Origin of the sequence: Streptomyces sp. Ag82_O1-12, assembly GCF_900182715.1 — a bacterium.
Taxonomy (GTDB): Bacteria; Actinomycetota; Actinomycetes; order Streptomycetales; family Streptomycetaceae; genus Streptomyces; species Streptomyces massasporeus.
Window position 1 is genome coordinate 4463937 of sequence record NZ_FXUW01000001.1, and the last position, 16455, is coordinate 4480391.

The following is a 16455-nucleotide window of genomic DNA, read 5'->3' on the forward strand; positions in this document are numbered from 1 at the left end:
CCAGGGCACACCGGCGGGCAGCCCCTGGCAAGTCGGCGGTGCGGGGGAACGGGATGCGGCCACCGCGGGCCCGTGTTTCGCTGGGGCCGTGAGCCGCCACCGCGTCCGGCACGGCCCGCTCGTTAGGCACGGCCCGCTCGTCCGGCGCGCGCGGGCCGGGCGCCGAGACGTCGTGCGGCGGCAGGAGCTGCTGCGGCTGCGGGGCCGCAGCGTGGCCTGGGTGCCGCCGCTGCTGCTGCTCGTCGCCATCGCCGTGGCCGACTACCACACCATCGGCGAGTTCCGCATGATCTCCTGGATCGTGCTGGTGCCGGCCATCGCCGCCACGATCTGCGGGGTGTGGGGCACGGCCCTCTTCGCCGTCCTCTCCCTGGTGACGTACGTCGTCGCCGACAGCACCTGGCCGCACGAATACCGGGCGGGCCGCGCCGACTTCGTCCTCGTCGCCCTCGGCGGCATCCTCGCCACCCTGGCCTGCGTGATCCGGGTGCGCGACGAGAACCGCGCGCTGCACATGAGCGACGTCACCGACACCGTCCGCCGTACCGTGCTGCGCCCCCTGCCGCCCGGCTGGGGCGGCCTGGACCACGCCGGTGTGTATCTCACCGCCGACGCCCACGCCCGCGTCGGCGGCGACTTCTACGACATCCAGCCCGGCCCGCACGGCACCCGGGTGCTCCTCGGCGACGTGCAGGGCAAGGGCCTGGGGGCGGTGGAGGCGGCGGCCGCGCTGCTCGGCACGTTCCGGGAGGCCGCGTACCACGAGACGGAGCTGGTGACGGTCGCCGAACGGCTGGAGACGCGGATGGTCCGGCACCGCGGGCACACCGTCGCCCTGGGCCGCTCCGACGGCGACCGGTTCGCCACGGCCGTCCTGCTCGGTTTTCCCGACGACGAGCGGGAGGCGGTGGACGTCCTGCTGTTCGGGCACGAGCCGCCGCTCGCCGTCGGGCCGGGCGGGGTGCGCACCCTGTCGGCCGGGGCCGGGCTGCCGCTCGGCTGCCGGGACCTCGCGCCCGGGCCGCCCCGGACCCGGCGGTGGCGGGTCGCCGCCGACGAGACGCTGCTGCTGGTGACGGACGGCGTGACCGAGGCCCGGGACGGCACCGGCGCGTTCTATCCGCTCGCCCACGAGGTGACCCGGGCCGTCGCCGAGGACCCCGGCACCGCCGAACCGGCCCGCCTCGCCGCCTTCGTACGGGACGGCACACTGCGACACGGCGGCGGGCGCCTGGGCGACGACACCACGGTGTTCGCCGTCCGCAGGAGACCCGGGGGTGGATCCGGGGGCGGGCCCGGTGGCGGACCACGGGGCGGACCGGGGGGCGGAGCCGGGAGCGGAGCCGGGAGCGGACCCGAGGGCGGACCCGAGGGCGGAACCGGGAGCAGACCCGGCGGCGGACCCGGGGGACCCGAGGGCGGAGCCGGGAGCGGACCCGAGGGCGGACCCGAGGGCGGACCCGGGAGCAGACCCGGCGGCGGACCCGGGGGCGAAGCCCCCGAAGGCGGACGTTTGCGGTCCTGAGACCCTCCTTTGCAGCCGCAGCGGTTACGGTGCTGACGTACGTGATCGACACAGGGGGTGGGGCCATGCCCGGAACCGTGCTGCTGCTGGCGGCCTCGCCGGTGGGCAGGGGGCGCCTGGTGGACGCCGCCTCGGTGCTCCCCGTCCTCGCCGCCGTCGCGCCCGCGGTGCTGTCCGGCACCGACACCGCGAACGTCGTCGAACTCGCCGATCCGCTGGAGCCGCAGGCCGTCCTCACCCGGCTGCGCGCCGCCGCCGCGGCCCCCGGGCCCCTCACCGTCTACGTCACCGGGCAGCTCCAACTCGACCGCCGGCAGCGCCTGCCCCACCTCGCGCTGGCCCGCACCACCGCCTCCACCGCCCGCTACACGGCCTTCCCCTGGCACTGGTTCCGGGAGGAACTGCGGCTCAGGCCGGCCGGCGCCACGACTTTCCTGCTCGACCTGCACGCCGACGCCGAGACCTGGGAGCTGCTGCGGAGCACCCCGCTGGACTCGGGGCGCGGCAACGCCGTTCACGGTCGCATCGCGCCCCCGCCGTCCAGACGCAGGGTCGCGGCACCGGCGTACATGAAGGCCGTCGCGACGATCCTGCGCAGCGGATTCCGGCCGCCCGTCGAGCAGTTGCACCAGCAGGCGCTGACCCGGATCGCGCCGGACAGCGCGGGCACGGACCTGGTGCTGAGCACGCCCGGCCCGACGGGCGGGGATCCGCACGCCGCCATCTCCGCCGCCGTCCAGTCCGGCCGGCACCCGGACGCCGACGCGCTCGCCGCCCGGCACGAGCAGGCCGCCGTCATCGCGCACGGGCCCGCGTCCGAAGAGGCCCTGCACTGGGCCGAGGTACGGGCCGACCTGGCGATGTTCGCCGGGGACGCCGCCCGCAGCTGCCGCACCTGGCTGATGATCGCCACCGCCCGTCTGAACGCCGGGCAGGCGCCGGACGCCCCGGCCGTCGAGGCCGCCGTGGACCGGGCCCACCACCAGTGGGGTCAGGTCCACGACACCGTCCCCGCCCGTGAACTGGGCGCCGCGCTCGCCGCGTTGCGCGGGCGGGTGCCCGGGCGGCGCGAAGGAGCACTGGACCATGTGCAGCGCCAGCTGAGGCAGTTGCAGACCCAGGGCTGAGTCGCGTGCGCCGTGTGCGCGTGGCGTGAAGGGGGCGCGCGATCGCTTTCGCCGGTCACGTCACGGGTCTGCCGCCGGGGCCTGACCCGGTGTCATGATGTCGGACATGACAGAGGGGGACGAAGTGGCTGTCTTAGGCGTGCGCGTCCGGCTGGGCGCCGGCGCGACCGTGGATGACGTCAGAGCTCTGAAGACGTGGCTGGAGCGCGAGGAGCCGCTGGAGGAACTGCTCGCCGGCCGGCACCTGCGCATCGAGGAGCAGACCGGCACGGACGGCACCCCGGGACGCCTCGGGCCCGACCTCGAGCTCGTGATGAAAATTCTCGGTGACGTCGTCACGGTCGCGGCGCTCACCGAGTACACCGCCCGCGCGGTGAAGACCTGGACGAACAACCGCCGTCGGCTGCAGGGCGGCGATCCCGATCCGCAGATCCGCCCACTGGACCCCGACGGGGAGTAGGCGGTGAGCCGCTTCGACCCGCGCGGCAAGGCGAACCGGGCGCTGCTGGCCGGTGTGTCCGAATACGACCACACGGCACCGGATCCCCAGGGCGTGGCCGGCCAGCTCCCGGCCGTGCGGCACAACCGGACGACACTCGAGGACGCGCTGCACCGGGGCGGGGTGTTCGGCGCCGGCGAGGTGCGGGCGCTGGCCTCGCCGAGCCCGGACGACTTCACGGGTGCGCTGCGCCGTGCCTGCCGCGAGGCCAGAGGGCTGCTGCTGCTCTACTTCGCCGGGCACGCCGTCACCTCCACCTCCGGCAACGAACTGCACCTCCAGATGCGCACCGCGCGGGTGCTCACGGGCCACGGGCTGCCCGGCTCGGTGAGCTTCAGCCAGGTGCTGGGCGAGCTCGCCGAGAGCAACGCCGAGCAGGTGGTGGTGATCCTCGACTGCTGCTACGCGGGCAACGCCGCGGGGATCTGGCACCGCTTCGACGATCCGAAGCGCAAGAAGCACAAGATCCTGCTGCTGATGAGTGTGCAGTCCAACCGCTGCATCCTGGGCGGGGACGCCGACGTGGCGACACCGTTCACCCGCGAACTCACCCACGCCCTCGACGCGGGCGGCGAGGTGTGGCTCTCCGAGCTGTACGCCGGGGTGAAGGAGCGGATGGCCGCGGCGAAGTACCGGGCGGAGGACGACGATCCGCAACGGCCGCAGGCGCTGGCACCGCCCTGGGACCCGGAGGCGGACGTGCTGCTGGCGGCGGGCCCTGCGATGCCCCCGCCCCCGCCCCCGGGCGACCCTTGGCTCCTCCGATTACGAGCTCTGCTCACCCGCGGCGCCGGGGACACCGGGGGGCGGGGTGTCGGTGGGCGAGAGATCGGTGGGTGGCAGATCGGTGCTGGGGAGGCCGGTGGGCGGGGGGTCCGGGCTGGGGAGACCGGTGGGCGGGAGGGCGGTACCCGGAAGGCCGATGCGCCGGGGGCCGGTGCCGGGGAGGCCGGCGCCCGAAGGGCCGGTGGCCGCAAGGCCCGTGCTCGAAAGTCCGCCGCCCGGTCCGGCCGCACCGTGCTGGCCGCGCTGCTCGCCCTGCTCGCCACCGGCGCCGGCGGCTACGGCATCCTGGCCCTGACCGGCGACTCCGCTCCTTGCGGACCGTCCCTGGAACTGCGCGTCCTCACCGACCCCGACCTGGAGCCGGTGATCCGGGCGGCGGCGGACGCCTACGTCACCTCGGACGCCAACACCACCGGCGACGGCTGCCGGCGCAGCGGCGTCACCGTCAACAGCGCGGGTGCCGCGGCCGTGGTGACCGCGCTGGGCGAGCGGACCGACGCCTGGCAGCAGCCCCGCGAGGACGACAACCCGCAGCGGGACATCGGCCCGCAGCCGGACGTGTGGATCCCCGCCACCCGCGCCGACGTCGACCGGGTCACCTCGGCCGCGGCCCGGGAGGACCGCGTCTTCGCCCGGCTGGAGCCACGGGACGGGCCCCTCGCGTACTCGCCGGTCGTGCTGGCCGTTCCGACGGCACGCGGGGCCGGTCTCGACCCCACCGGCCGGTCGCTGGCCGAGCTGCTCGCCGACCTGGAACAGGCCGACGCGACGACGGAACTGCACCGCTCCGACCCGGAGTCCACCGACTCGGCGCTGCTGGCGACCATGGGCCTGTACGGCGACCGGCCCGGGGCACGCGGCGCGGCCGACGCACGCGCCGCGGAGCTGCGCCTCGCCCGGACCGCACGGCCCGAGCCCTCGGCCGCGCGGCTGCTGTGCACGCTGCCCGGCGACCACGCGGTGGACGGTCGCAGCGCGGCACTGGTCCCGGAGTTCCTGCTGAAGACGGGCATCGGCTGCCACCCGGCCACCCGTGTCCCGCGCGTCGCGGCCTACCCCGACGACGTGCCCGGTCTGGAACCGGCGTTCGTGCGGGTGCGCTGGGAGGACGGCGACCGGGACGCCGAGGCGCGGGACGACGCCGTGGACCGCTTCCACACCTGGCTGACCGGGACGGACGGCCGGACGGTGCTCGGCGAGCACGGCTTCAGGTCCGCGACCGGCGAACGCGGCCTGCTCGACGCGACGTCGGCCCCCGAGGGCCTCGCCGAGTCCGTCCGCCCCGCCCGGCGGGCCGACCCCTCGACGATGGAAAAGGCCCTGGTGCGCTACGGCAACGCGCACGGCCCCGGCCGCGTCCTGTTCCTGCTCGACAGCTCCGGCTCGATGGCCGGCCGGTGGGACGGCTCCAGCGGCGGCCCGGGCATCCTGAAGCAGACCCTGCCCGGGCTCGGCGGGGAGGACGAGTACGGCGTGTGGGCGGTGCACGGCACCGGCGACCGGACGCACACCGCGCTTCTGCCCTTCGGCACACACGAGCGCCCCGCTGCCGAACAGGCCCTGGACAAGGCCGAGGTGCGGGACGCGGAGGCCGATCCAGCGGGGGCCCTGCGGGACGCCCTGGAGTTCATGCGGGAGCGCGGCACCGACGACGAGCGGCCGCAGCTGATCGTGTACCTCACCGACGGCGAGGACGACGGCCGCCTGAGCGGCGAGGCCCTCGATGACGTCCTCGACCTGGCCCGTGGCGCGGGTGTGCCGGTGGCCATGGTGTCCCTGAGCGGCTCCGGCTGCGACCAGGACCGCCCCGCCACCCGCATCGCCGAGGCCGGCCGGGGCCGCTGCCTGGACTTCGGGGACGACCTCGTGCCCGCCCTGCACGACGAGGTCGCCCGCACCGGAATGGGGGAGGAATGATGGCCCGCCGTCTGACGGCCGCCGCACTGTCGCTGCTGTCCCTGCTCGCGCTCACCTCATGCACCGGCACGGACGCCCGGGAGCAGCCGCAGGACACCGACCCGCCCCGGATCGTGGTGGCCAGCGGCCAGGACGTCACCGGGAAGAACGGCATCCGCCAGCAGCTCATCGACGCCTGGAACGCCAAGGAGGGCGAACACGGCTACCGGGCCCGCCTGGTGGAACTCCCCGGCTCCGCCGACCAGCAGCGCAGCCAGCTGCTCGGCGCGCTCCAGTCGGGCGGGGCCGAGTACGACGTGGTGAACCTGGACGTGACCTGGATCCCGGAGTTCGCCGCCGCCGGCCTGATCCGCCCGCTGACCGGCGCGGCGGTGAAAGCGCCCGGCGACATCATCCGGTCCGTCGACAGCACGTCGTTCTGGGACGGACAGCGGTACGCGGTTCCCTTCAACAGCGATGTGGGCCTGCTGTACTACCGCAAGGACCACCTGCGGAAGGCCGGCACCTACCGGACCGATCTGGGCCGCGGCGTCACCTGGGACGTCCTGCGGCAGCTCATCGACGTCGTCAACGACCGGCCGAAGTCCGAGGGGTACGAGGACGGGTGGACCACGCAGCTCGCCGCCTACGAGGGCCGCACGGTCAACGCGATCGAGGCGTTCGCCTCGGCCGTCCCGGACTTCGCGCTGACCGACCAGGACGGCCGGTATGCCGCCGATGAGGCGCAGTTGACGGCCGGGGTGGCCGAACTGCGGGAGCGCACGGCGCCGTCGTACATGGACGCGGAGGCCACCGGGTCCCGCGAGGCCGAGTCGCTCAGCGCCTTCGCGGAGGGTCGCACGACCTTCCTGCGGCACTGGCCGTACGTCTACCCGTCCCTGTACGAGACGTTCAAGGGGAACCTCGGTGTGACCCGGCTGCCCGGCAAGGCGGTGCTCGGGGGCCAGAACCTGGCCGTCACCTCCTCCACCTCCGAGCAGCGCGCCGCGAAGGCCGCCGAGCTGATCGCGTTCCTGACCGACCCGGACAGTGAACGCTGCCTGCTGCGCGCCGGGTTCGCCGCGACCCGCACGTCGGCCTACCGGGCTGCCGGCAGCACTCCGGAGTGCCGGCACGCCGCCGCGTACTCCGAGAGCGCCTCGGCGTCCCCCACCGGAGAGAGCGCCGAACTCAAGGCGCCCGACCGGCTGGCGGGCGGCCTCAGCTACTCCCGGGACATCCTGCTGCCCGCCCTGAGCGAGGCCGTTCAGCGTCCCCGCACGCCCCTGTACGGCGCCGTCACGCAGACCCTCATCACGGAACTGGACGCCCTGTACGGCCCGCACTCGGTGGGTGACGTGCAGGTGGCGAAGAATCTTGACGAGGCATTGAGCAAGGTTTTACCCGGTTAACTCGGTTGGATTTCCTCCCGATGATGTTCACACTTCCTCCATTGTGAAGGCCTGCCCCCGTAGGTAGCCTCGATTTCGCACTGACCATGCAATTCACGCAACTCAATAAAACGGGGACGGACTTCGTGAGCGTACGAAGCAAGGGAATTTCTTCTGTCATCGCCTTCGCCATGACCGGCGCGCTGTGCGGTGTCGGAGCACAGGCCGCACAGGCGGCTCCGGCGCAGCCGGAACTGCGCGCCGGGGCGGACGAGATCTGCGCGGTCCTGGGGATCGGCAGCGGCGCGGCGGGCCTGAGCAAGGCCCTGGCCAAGGGCGCCTCGTGGGTCGGGATCGGCGCGAGCATCGGGTGCTACGCGTACACGAAGGCGAAGGAGGCCACGCCTGCGGAAAGGCGGGCCGCCATGATCGCGTCGTACAAGAAGTACCAGGCCATGAGCGACATCAAGAAGCTCGATGCGCTCGGCTACTACTGCCGGAAGGAAAGCGGCGGCGGCGGTGGAACCGATGTCGCCCCGGCCGACGCGTCGGTGAAGGTGGGCTGGCGCGACATCAAGATGAAGGGCGTGACCTACAAGTGCACGGCCAACAGGGACTGACCGGCCGTCGCGGCCCGGGCCATGGAGAACGGCTGCTGTTCTCCGTGGCGCTGGTCGTGGTGAGCCTGCTGTGGATCACCCAGGACCTGGCCACGTGGGCGACGGCGACATGCGTGGCAGGCGCCGCCGTCGGTGCGGCTGGAATTCTCTATTTCGGGTGGCGCTATATTCGCTCTCGCGGGAATGCGCGCTAACCGGATTCCTTGAGGGCGTCACATTCGAACCAGACGGTCTTCCCGGGCCGGTGGGGGAGCGGATCCCACCCCCACCGGTCCGTGACGGCGTCGACGATCAGCACGCCGCGTCCCTCCTCGGCGAGTTCGTCCACAGCTGGGGACAGCGGCGGTCGCGGGCACGTGTCCGTGACCTCCACGCGCAGTCCCCGCCCGTCCGGCCGCCGCAGCACCAGCACCGCGGCGCGCCGGTCGGGCGTATGGCGTACGACGTTCGCGACCAGCTCGGTGAGGGCGAGCGAGGCGGAGTCGCACAGTTCGGCCATCTCCCAGGCGGCGAGATACACCCTGAGGATGCGGCGCAGATGCCGGGCGGAGTGCTCACCGAGGGTGAATTCGACGCCATACCTGGAGCCAAGTCCTGGCCCCGGCTGGTGGGTTACGTGATTCATGCCACCAGCGTGGAGTGGTGTGGTTACTCTCGGCTACAGACCGAAATGAACGCCGCAGGGCGTTCGGACCCGGGGGTGACCGCGCCATGCCCAACATCCGCCGACTCGACCCCACCGCCTCGCCGTTGGACTACTTCGGCTCGGAGTTACGCCGCCACCGGGAGGGCGCGGGGCTGTCCCAGCAGGAACTGGGCAACTGCATCTTCTGCACGGGTTCTCTCGTCGGCCAGATCGAGACCGCGCACAAGGTCCCGACCAGAGAGTTCGCGGAGCGCGCGGATGCGGCGCTGATGACGGACGGCTGTTTCTCGCGGTTGGTGGGGCTGGTTCTGCGGAGTCAGTTGCCGACGTGGTTCCAGGCGTATGCGGAGATGGAGCGCAGCGCGTCCTACATCTCCACGTATCAGTGCCAGTTGGTGTACGGCCTCCTTCAGACGGAGGCCTACGCCCGGGCCGTACTGGGTGTCGAGCAGAAGGAGAAGCTCGACGAGATGGTGGCGGCTCGCAGGGAACGACAGCGCATCTTGGAGCGCGAGCAGCCCCCGGCGCTGTGGACGGTGCTGGACGAGGCGGCGCTTTACCGGGAGATCGGCAGTCGTGACGTCATGCGAAGCCAACTGGCGCACCTGTTGGGCCTCGTCGGGCAGCCGTGGACGCACCTCCAGATCCTGCCGTTCTCGGCCGGACAGCACGCGGCGATGATGGGCTCATTCACCCTCCTGCGGTTCGATGACGACCCGGACATCCACTACAGCGAGAGCTACGACCAAGGTCATATGACGGCCAATCCTCAGCTGATCAGGGAACGTTCGGTCGGCTACGCTCGCCTACAGGCCGATGCCCTCTCCGAGGGGGAGTCGGCGGCCTTGATCGCCCGCGTGATGGAGGAACGCTATGGGGAGCAGCCCGGACCTGACGCGTGCGCAGTGGCATAGGTCGTCGTACAGCGGCAGCAGCGGTGGCGAATGCGTCGAGGTCGCCGACCTCAGGCCCGGCGTCGGTGTCCGCGACTCCAAGAACCCCGAGGCCGGCATCCTCACCGTCTCTCCGGAGGCCTACGCCGACTTCGTGACATACGTCAGCGCGTCCTGAAGGGGACCGGCACCAGCAGGTCATGACCCGGCGCTCAGCGGGAGTCGGCGACGGTCCGCTGCTCGGGCTGCGGGGCCTCCGCTCTCGCCGGCCCCGCGTTCGCCGCGAGCAGCAGCGTCGCCACGGCCACGAGGGCTGCGGTGAAGCCTCGGGCGTACCGCTCGGCGGTGCGTGTGCGTTCGAGCACGGCGACCTCGCAACTGGGGCGGCGACTACGGCGGCAACGTGTTAAGCACGTTCGACAATGCGGCTTAACACTCCGTTTAACCTAGGGGCGGTGAAGGTCTAACGGCAAGAGGCGCAGGGGGAGTTGGCGTGGGGGAGCGCGATGATCCGGGGACCATCGGCCGCCGGGTGCAGCGGTTGCGTGTGGAACGCGGACTGACACAGCGGCAGTTGGCGGAACCCGTGTACACACCGGCCTACATCTCCACCCTGGAGTCCGGCCGGGTGCGCCCCTCGGACGACGCCCTGCGGCATCTCGCGGAGCGCCTCGGCGTCGCCTTCGACGAACTCGCCGGCGGGCACTCCGCCCGGCTCGTCACCGGACTGCGGCTGCGGCTGACCGAGGCCCGGCGCACCCTAGCCCTCGGCGAGGCCGAGGCGGCGGCGGAGCAGTACGCCGAGCTGCTCGTCGAGGCCGAGGCGAACCATCTGACCGCGGAGCAGTCCGCCGCGCTGCTCGGGCTCGGCGAGTGCGCCCTGGAGACGGGCGAACTCGTGGCCGGCCGGCAGTACTTCGAGCGGGCCGAGGAATGCCTGGCCGGCGCCCCGCTGCCCGCCCGCGTCCCGGCCCTGCGCGGCCGGGCCGTGGCCCACTACCTCGCCGGTGAACTCCGCTACGCCGTCTACCTGCTGGAGAGCACCCTCGACGAACTCAACCGCGGCGGCCTGCACGACCCGGACGCCCTCCTCCTGCTCTACGCCAGCGCCATCGGCCCCTACATGGACATGGGCGCGCACGCCCGGGCCGCCCAGGCCGCCGAATTCGCCCTGGCCCTCGCCCCCCGGTCGGAAGATCCCGCCCTGGTCGCCCGCATGCACCGGTCCGTCGCCCGCACCCTGGTCGCCGAGGGCCGTCTCGCCGAGGCCGACGCCTCCCTGGCCAAGGCCGCCGAGCTGTACCGGACCCTGCAGATCCGCACCGAGCTCGCCAACTGCCACTGGATGCGCGGCTACGTCTACGCCCAGGACGGCCGGCTGGAACGCGCCGAGGAGGAACTGCGGCAGGCCCTCGGCATGCTGTCGGCCAGCCGCGCCGCCCTCTACAGCAGCCAGGTCGCCGTGGAGCTGGCCGACGTGCTGCACCGGCGCGGCCGGTCCGACGAGGCGGCGGCCCTGCTGCACGACGTCCTCGGGCAGCTGTCCCCCGAGCGCGGCGCCGTCCACTCCGCCGCCGCGCACCGCCTGCTCGGCATCATCGCCGAGGACGCCCGCCGCACGGAGGACGCCGAGGAGCACTACGTCCGCGCCCTGAGCCTGCTGGAACGGGCGGGCGCCGCCGGTGACCTGGCCGACCTGTGCCGGCTGCTCGGGGACCTGCTGCGGCGCACCGGGCGGGTGGAAGCTGCCCTGGACGCCTACCGGACGGGCCTCGGGCACCGCACGGCCCCCGGCACCACCACCCTCGGGCCCGCCCCCGCTCAGCCTCCGCTGTGAGAAGGCAGGGCCCTCGTACAGCCGCGCGGGTCAGTCACCGGTCGTCGACGCGACCTCCCTACGGCGGGTGCGGCAGCCGGACAACCCGTACGACAAGCACCGCGGCCCCGGCCCTCACGGCGACGCTCCACCCGGGGGTTTTGCCCCCCTGCAACGGGTACTCGGGCCACGGTTCCAGGAGGGCTCGGAGTGATCCGGGCGGGTGCCGGGCCCGGTGCCGGGCGGGCACCGGGCCCGGATGCGGTCGCGTGCTGTGGTCGCGTGCTGCGATCGGCCGCGGTGATCGAAGGAGGCGGTGGTCGTGCGGCCCAGGGACGATCCCCGAGGCGCCTCCGACAGCGACGGCGCCCAGGGCCACGGCCGCACCAGGGGTGGGGACCCGGACGGAGCCCGGGCCGCCGACGTGATCGCCAGAGGCGTGCGGGGCGCCGAGCCCGGAGAGGTTCCGGGGCGGCTGTGCGAGGTGGCGGTGGAACTGCTGCCGGTGATCGGCGCGAGCGTGTCGTTGCGCAGCGAGGGCATGCCCGTGCAGCTGAGCGCGAGCAGCCCGCAGGCCGCGCACCTGTCGCAGATCCAGGCGACGCTGGGCGACGGCCCCTGCCAGAGCGCCGTGGAGGGCGGTGCGCCCGTGCTGGCCTGCGACCTGACCACCGGCCGCGACGCGGGACGCTGGCCGGTCTTCGCCCAGCAGGCGACGGAGGCCGGGGTACGGGCCGTGTACGCGGTTCCGCTGGGCAGCGGCGCGGCGTGCGTGGGCACGCTCGACCTGTACCGCGACCGCCCCGGAGCCCTCACCGATCGCCAGCTGCACGTGGCCCGGATCGTGGCCGGCGTGATGACCGTGGCCCTGATGGCACTCCCGCACGGCGACGAGCCGGAGACGGGGGACGGGGAGGACGACTGGCTGAGCGGCCTGGCCTCCGACCACGACGAGGTCTACCAGGCCGTCGGCATGATCATGGCGCAGCTCGGCGTCGGCGCGGACGACGCGCTGGCGCGGCTACGGGCCGACGCCTTCGCGCGCGGGCGTACGGCCCTGGACGTGGCCCGAGACGTGATCGCCCACCGCACGCGCTTCGACCGGTCCTGACCCCTGAGATCCGGTCTTGACCCTGCGATCGCTCCCGGCCCTGAGATTCGGTCCCGGCCTGAGATCCGGTCCCGGCCGGCCCTCAGGCCCGGTCATGGCTCCCAGGACCGGGGGCCGTCAGATCTGCGCCCGGCCCTGTTTCCTGATGTCGGCCAGTCGCTGCGCCCCGAGCTGCACGGCCTGTTGGGTGACCTCCGCGTACACCTCGTCGAGGCCCGCGTTGGTGAGGGTGATCGTCTCCTCGCCGACGCGGACGGCGGCGAGGTCGACCGTGAGGTACGTCAGCTCCCCCTCCTCCGTCTCGCCGGCCAGCGTGACCCGCAGGGCCTGCCGGGCGTCTCCCACCGGCGGCAGCGGCAGGTCGCCGACCTCCACGCCCTGGATGCCGCCGCGGGTGGTCGCGGCCGTGAACTGGCCGCACCTGCCGGGCAGCGACTTCATCCAGTCCAGCGTGCGGTCCACGTCGGCCGGGGGGTGGGCGGTGACCCGGTAGTGCAACTGGGCGTCGGTGTCGCCGTCGTCGAGCGAGGACGTCGCCTGCGGGCCCTTCGGCGTGCCGAACGGCTCCTCCGTGTAGAGGGCGTCCAGCAGCCGCTGGCAGTCGCGGTCCTCCGTGGTGGCCTTGAGCAGCCCGTCCCGCCAGGTGCGCGCGCCCCGGGTCGGCGCCCACGGCTCCCCGAGGTCGGCCTCGGTGACCAGGGCCGCCCGGGCCTGCGCCTCGGTGAGGGCGGCCCCGGAACCGGCGGGCTGCTCGCCGGCGGGTGACGCGCCGGACGCGGACGCGGAGGCGGAGAACCACCGGGGCCGCGGCTCGTCGTCGACGGAGCAGCCGGCCGTGGCGAGCAGGGCGGTCGCGGACAGCGCGGAGGCCAGGAGGGCACGGGTGGCCGGGGGACGGGTCATCGGGGTGCCTCCTGCGGGGGCTCATGGAGGCGCCTTCGTGCGGGGGCGGGCTCTCCAAGATCGGGTGAGTGCTCTTACGGCACCACCGCGACCGCCCGCCCACCAGCGATACGGGCCGTCCGGGTGACCGGCCCGCAACGCCCACCGCCCCATGAGGACCAGAAGACACCCCCCGCCCTCTGTCCGAAAACCCGTCGCCCGCCGCCCCGCCCCCTGCTACGGTCACGCCATGCAGCGAGTCCAGCCGTTCCCGTCCTCCACGACGACGCCGGAGAGAGTCCCGGCGCGCTGACAGCTGACCCAGATGTCCGAAGCCCCGGGGCGAGTGCCCCGGGGCTTCGTCGCGTGGTGCTCGCCTCCCAGACACGAGGAGCCACCATGCACGACCACCGCCGACTCGGCCGTGAACTGGACCTGTTCGACACCGATCCGCTGATGGGCGCCGGTCTGCCGTACTGGCTGCCCGACGGCGCGGTCGTGCGGCACACCCTGGAGGAGTACATCCGCGACGCGGAACGGCGGGCCGGCTACCGGCACGTGTACTCGCCCGCCCTCGGCAAACGCGAGCTGTACGAGATCTCCGGCCACTGGGAGCACTACGGCGACGACATGTTCCCGCCGATGGACGTGGGCGCCGAGCAGGTCCTGCTGCGCCCCAGCCTCTGCCCCCACCACGCCCTGATCTACCGCTCCCGTTCCCACAGTTACAGAGAACTACCCTTGAGAATGGCCGAGTTGGGCGGCATGTACCGCTCGGAGCTGTCCGGTGTCCTCGGCGGCCTGACCCGGGTGCGGTCCATCACCCTCAACGACGCGCACATCTTCTGCACCCTCGAGCAGGCCGTCGAGGAGGCCAGGGCCGCGCTGGAGCTGATCGGTCGCGCCTACGCGGACCTGGGCATCCGCGCGGCCCGCTACCGGCTGTCCCTGCCCGGCGAGGGCGGCAAGTACGTGGCCGACCCGGAGCTGTGGCGGCGCGCCACCGCCCTGCTCCGGGAGGTCCTGGACGGCTCCGGCATCCCGTACGAGGCGGCCGAGGGCGAGGCGGCCTTCTACGGCCCCAAGATCGACGTGCAGATCACCGACCCGGCCGGCCGGGAGGCCACCCTCTCCACCGTGCAGATCGACTTCCACCAGCCCGAGCGCTTCGACCTGCACTACATCGGCCCCGACGGCGCGAAGCACCGCCCGGTCATGGTGCACCGCAGCATCATCGGCAGCGTGGAGCGCGCGGTCGCCCACCTCCTCGAGGAGCACGGCGGCGCCTTCCCGCCGTGGCTGGCACCGGTGCAGCTGATGGTCCTGCCGGTGGGGGAGGAGCAGTCCGAGGCCGCCCACGCCCTGGCCGGACGGGCCCGGGAGCGCGGTCTGCGTGCCGAGGTCGCCGGCCCCGAGCAGGGCACCCTCGCCGCCCGGATCCGCTCGGCGCGGCTGGTGCCGTACCAGGCGGTGATCGGCGGGCGGGAGGCCGCCGCCGGCCTCGTGGCCCCCCGGCTGCGGGACGGCAGCAGGCCGGACACCCTGCCCGGGGACGAACTGCTGCGCCGCATCGGCGACCGGGTGGCGGCCCGCGGCCCCGGGCTGTGGGACCCGTCGTAGGGACGGGTCCGCCCGCGTCGCGGCCGGTGTCAGAACGTCCAACGCGTGTGGCTGTACACCCCGTTGTCCCGGCCGAAGCCGTACGCCGCGTCCGGGGTCACCGCGAACACCACCGCGTCGCCGCTGCGGAACGAGTCCCCGATGCCGTGGAAGGTGCCCTCGGGGGAGGTGATGTGCGGGCCGTACTTCGTCTCGTACGCCGTGATCACCTCCTCCAGGCGCGCCCGGTCGGCGACCGGCTCGGCCGTGCCCTCGACCACGAGGTCGAGCCCGTCGGTGAGGGAGTTCGCCCCGGTGGTCAGCGCGCAGTGGGCGTCGTGCGCCAGGTTCTTCGCCTTCTGCTCGGTGCGGCCGGTGGAGAAGTACAGCACCCCGTCGTGCCAGGCGGCGATGCAGGGCGTGACGTGCAGCCGGCCGTCCGGCCGCACGGTGGACACCCAGAAGATCTCGGCGGCCTCCAGCCGCCCCTGCGCCTCGGCCCAGGCGGTGGCGGTGACCTCCGAGGCACCCGGGCGGGGGTTGAGCGCGGAGCTGTAGCGGGCGTCGAGCTCTGTCGTCGGTTGCTGTGCGGGCATGGCGGGACTCCTTCCTCGTCTCCTGCCCGTAACGACCGTCCGGCGGGGCCGGAATCATCGCCGCGTCCGTTCGGGTGGCCGGCGGCGCCGGTCAGCGTGCCGTCCAGGGGCGGAGCTTGTCGGGGTTGAGTACGGCCCAGACGTGCTGGATCCGGTCGCCCGCGATGTCGAACGCCAGCACCGACACGGTGACGCCGTCCTTGCGGGCCACCAGGCCGGGCTGGCCGTTGACCGCGCACTCCTCGAGCGAGATGCCGGGTACCGCGCGGGCCCGGTCGGCGAAGAAGCGGGCGACCCGCTCGGCGCCCTCGACCGGGTGGAGCGCGGCCGACACGAGGCCGCCGCCGTCGCCGGTCGCGGTCGCGTCGGGGGCCAGCACGCCGATGAGACCGTCGATGTCCTGGTCCTCCCAGGCCCGCCGGAAGGCCCTGACCACGTCCGCGCGCCGGGCCTCGGGCGTGGCGGGAGGCCGCTGCGCGCGGACCCGGCGACGGGCCGAGGAGGCCAGCTGGCGGCAGGCGGCCGGGGTGCGCCCGACGATGTCGGCCACCTCCGCGAACGAGTAGCGGAAGACGTCGTGCAGGACGAACGCGACCCGTTCGGCCGGGGTCATCGACTCCAGCACGACGAGGAAGGCCATGGTGACCGACTCGTCGAGGGTGACCCGGTCCGCGGGGTCGGCCGGCCCGGCCGCGGTGCCCCCGCCGACCCACTCCGTGCGGCCGGGCAGCGGCTCCGGGATCCATTCGCCCACGTACCGTTCGCGCCGGGCCCGGGCCGAGCCGAGCAGGTCGAGGCAGATCCGGCCGGCGACCGTCGTCAGCCAGCCGCCGGGGGAGGCGATGGCGTCCCGCTGCTGCTGCGACAGGGCGTACCAGCGGACGTAGGTCTCCTGCACGACGTCCTCGGCCTCGGCCAGGGAGCCGAGCAGCCGGTACGCGAGATTGATCAGCTGCCGCCGCTCACGCGTGATCGCGTCCAGGTCGTCGGACGGTTCGGACGGGGTGCTCATGGTGTGTCGTCCCTCGGTCGCAGGTGCCCTTACCCGTCCGACGAGACAGCGCACCG

Annotated in this window: 15 protein-coding genes and 1 pseudogene; 11 read left to right on the top strand and 5 right to left on the bottom strand. The window is 73.6% G+C overall.

Annotated features, from left to right (window positions below; translation table 11 throughout):
* Positions 1 to 172: 172 nt before the first annotated feature.
* The 6 genes and pseudogenes from QOL88_RS20475 to QOL88_RS20500 all read left to right on the top strand — a co-directional run.
* Positions 173 to 1303: pseudogene (locus tag QOL88_RS20475) on the top strand (PP2C family protein-serine/threonine phosphatase); the annotation flags it as partial.
* 287 nt (positions 1304 to 1590) lie between these two features.
* Positions 1591 to 2652: a hypothetical protein gene (locus QOL88_RS20480; RefSeq protein WP_097218091.1), complete on the top strand. Its 1062-nt coding sequence runs from the start codon at positions 1591 to 1593 to the stop codon at positions 2650 to 2652.
* Between the two features lie 124 nt (positions 2653 to 2776).
* Complete coding sequence (locus QOL88_RS20485; protein WP_257027838.1) at positions 2777 to 3112, top strand: effector-associated constant component EACC1; 336 nt, start codon at positions 2777 to 2779, stop codon at positions 3110 to 3112.
* Between the two features lie 3 nt (positions 3113 to 3115).
* On the top strand, positions 3116 to 5854 hold the full coding sequence (locus QOL88_RS20490; protein ID WP_097218098.1) for a substrate-binding domain-containing protein: 2739 nt from the start codon (positions 3116 to 3118) through the stop codon (positions 5852 to 5854).
* Entirely contained in the window at positions 5854 to 7245 is a 1392-nt protein-coding gene (locus QOL88_RS20495) for an extracellular solute-binding protein (RefSeq protein WP_097218100.1), read from the top strand. Before QOL88_RS20490 ends, QOL88_RS20495 begins: the two co-directional genes overlap by 1 nt.
* A gap of 86 nt (positions 7246 to 7331) precedes the next feature.
* Complete coding sequence (locus tag QOL88_RS20500) at positions 7332 to 7844, top strand: hypothetical protein (RefSeq protein WP_097218103.1); 513 nt, start codon at positions 7332 to 7334, stop codon at positions 7842 to 7844.
* 190 nt (positions 7845 to 8034) lie between these two features.
* Here QOL88_RS20500 and QOL88_RS20505 read toward each other — a convergent pair whose 3' ends face one another.
* Positions 8035 to 8469, bottom strand: a complete 435-nt coding sequence (locus QOL88_RS20505) for an ATP-binding protein (RefSeq protein WP_097218108.1) — start codon at positions 8467 to 8469, stop codon at positions 8035 to 8037.
* Positions 8470 to 8555: 86 nt separating this feature from the next.
* Here QOL88_RS20505 and QOL88_RS20510 point away from each other — a divergent pair, with 86 nt between their 5' ends.
* The gene (locus QOL88_RS20510) at positions 8556 to 9404 is read left to right on the top strand and encodes a helix-turn-helix domain-containing protein (protein ID WP_097218110.1); all 849 of its coding nucleotides are present in this window, start codon (positions 8556 to 8558) and stop codon (positions 9402 to 9404) included.
* Positions 9364 to 9561, top strand: a complete 198-nt coding sequence (locus QOL88_RS20515) for a DUF397 domain-containing protein (RefSeq protein ID WP_097218112.1) — start codon at positions 9364 to 9366, stop codon at positions 9559 to 9561. Before QOL88_RS20510 ends, QOL88_RS20515 begins: the two co-directional genes overlap by 41 nt.
* A 34-nt stretch (positions 9562 to 9595) precedes the next feature.
* Here the strand turns inward: QOL88_RS20515 and QOL88_RS20520 are convergent, their stop codons facing one another.
* Positions 9596 to 9748: a hypothetical protein gene (locus tag QOL88_RS20520; RefSeq protein WP_179878914.1), complete on the bottom strand. Its 153-nt coding sequence runs from the start codon at positions 9746 to 9748 to the stop codon at positions 9596 to 9598.
* 128 nt (positions 9749 to 9876) lie between these two features.
* On the opposite strand from QOL88_RS20520, the gene QOL88_RS20525 reads away from it, so the two are divergent.
* A complete protein-coding gene (locus QOL88_RS20525; RefSeq protein WP_097218115.1) occupies positions 9877 to 11220 on the top strand; it encodes a helix-turn-helix domain-containing protein in 1344 nt (447 codons plus the stop codon).
* Between the two features lie 295 nt (positions 11221 to 11515).
* The gene (locus QOL88_RS20530) at positions 11516 to 12310 is read left to right on the top strand and encodes a GAF and ANTAR domain-containing protein (RefSeq protein ID WP_097218117.1); all 795 of its coding nucleotides are present in this window, start codon (positions 11516 to 11518) and stop codon (positions 12308 to 12310) included.
* 117 nt (positions 12311 to 12427) lie between these two features.
* Here the strand turns inward: QOL88_RS20530 and QOL88_RS20535 are convergent, their stop codons facing one another.
* A complete protein-coding gene (locus tag QOL88_RS20535) occupies positions 12428 to 13213 on the bottom strand; it encodes a hypothetical protein (protein ID WP_097218119.1) in 786 nt (261 codons plus the stop codon).
* Between the two features lie 348 nt (positions 13214 to 13561).
* On the opposite strand from QOL88_RS20535, the gene thrS reads away from it, so the two are divergent.
* A complete protein-coding gene (gene thrS, locus QOL88_RS20540) occupies positions 13562 to 14812 on the top strand; it encodes a threonine--tRNA ligase (RefSeq protein ID WP_306456179.1) in 1251 nt (416 codons plus the stop codon).
* A gap of 29 nt (positions 14813 to 14841) precedes the next feature.
* On the opposite strand, the gene QOL88_RS20545 is transcribed toward thrS, so the two are convergent.
* On the bottom strand, positions 14842 to 15387 hold the full coding sequence (locus tag QOL88_RS20545; protein ID WP_097218123.1) for a pyridoxamine 5'-phosphate oxidase family protein: 546 nt from the start codon (positions 15385 to 15387) through the stop codon (positions 14842 to 14844).
* Positions 15388 to 15478: 91 nt separating this feature from the next.
* A complete protein-coding gene (sigJ, locus tag QOL88_RS20550; protein WP_097218125.1) occupies positions 15479 to 16399 on the bottom strand; it encodes an RNA polymerase sigma factor SigJ in 921 nt (306 codons plus the stop codon).
* Positions 16400 to 16455 lie beyond the last annotated feature (56 nt).

Bases quoted from the DNA above. Each gene is read 5' to 3' on its own strand.
- sigJ (WP_097218125.1), bottom strand. From the start codon at position 16,399: ATGAGCACCCCGTCCGAACCGTCCGACGACCTGGACGCGATCACGCGT.
- QOL88_RS20535 (WP_097218119.1), bottom strand. From the start codon at position 13,213: ATGACCCGTCCCCCGGCCACCCGTGCCCTCCTGGCCTCCGCGCTGTCC.
- QOL88_RS20480 (WP_097218091.1), top strand. From the start codon at position 1,591: ATGCCCGGAACCGTGCTGCTGCTGGCGGCCTCGCCGGTGGGCAGGGGG.
- QOL88_RS20495 (WP_097218100.1), top strand. From the start codon at position 5,854: ATGGCCCGCCGTCTGACGGCCGCCGCACTGTCGCTGCTGTCCCTGCTC.
- QOL88_RS20545 (WP_097218123.1), bottom strand. From the start codon at position 15,387: ATGCCCGCACAGCAACCGACGACAGAGCTCGACGCCCGCTACAGCTCC.
- QOL88_RS20510 (WP_097218110.1), top strand. From the start codon at position 8,556: ATGCCCAACATCCGCCGACTCGACCCCACCGCCTCGCCGTTGGACTAC.
- QOL88_RS20515 (WP_097218112.1), top strand. From the start codon at position 9,364: ATGGGGAGCAGCCCGGACCTGACGCGTGCGCAGTGGCATAGGTCGTCG.
- QOL88_RS20505 (WP_097218108.1), bottom strand. From the start codon at position 8,469: ATGAATCACGTAACCCACCAGCCGGGGCCAGGACTTGGCTCCAGGTAT.
- QOL88_RS20500 (WP_097218103.1), top strand. From the start codon at position 7,332: ATGCAATTCACGCAACTCAATAAAACGGGGACGGACTTCGTGAGCGTA.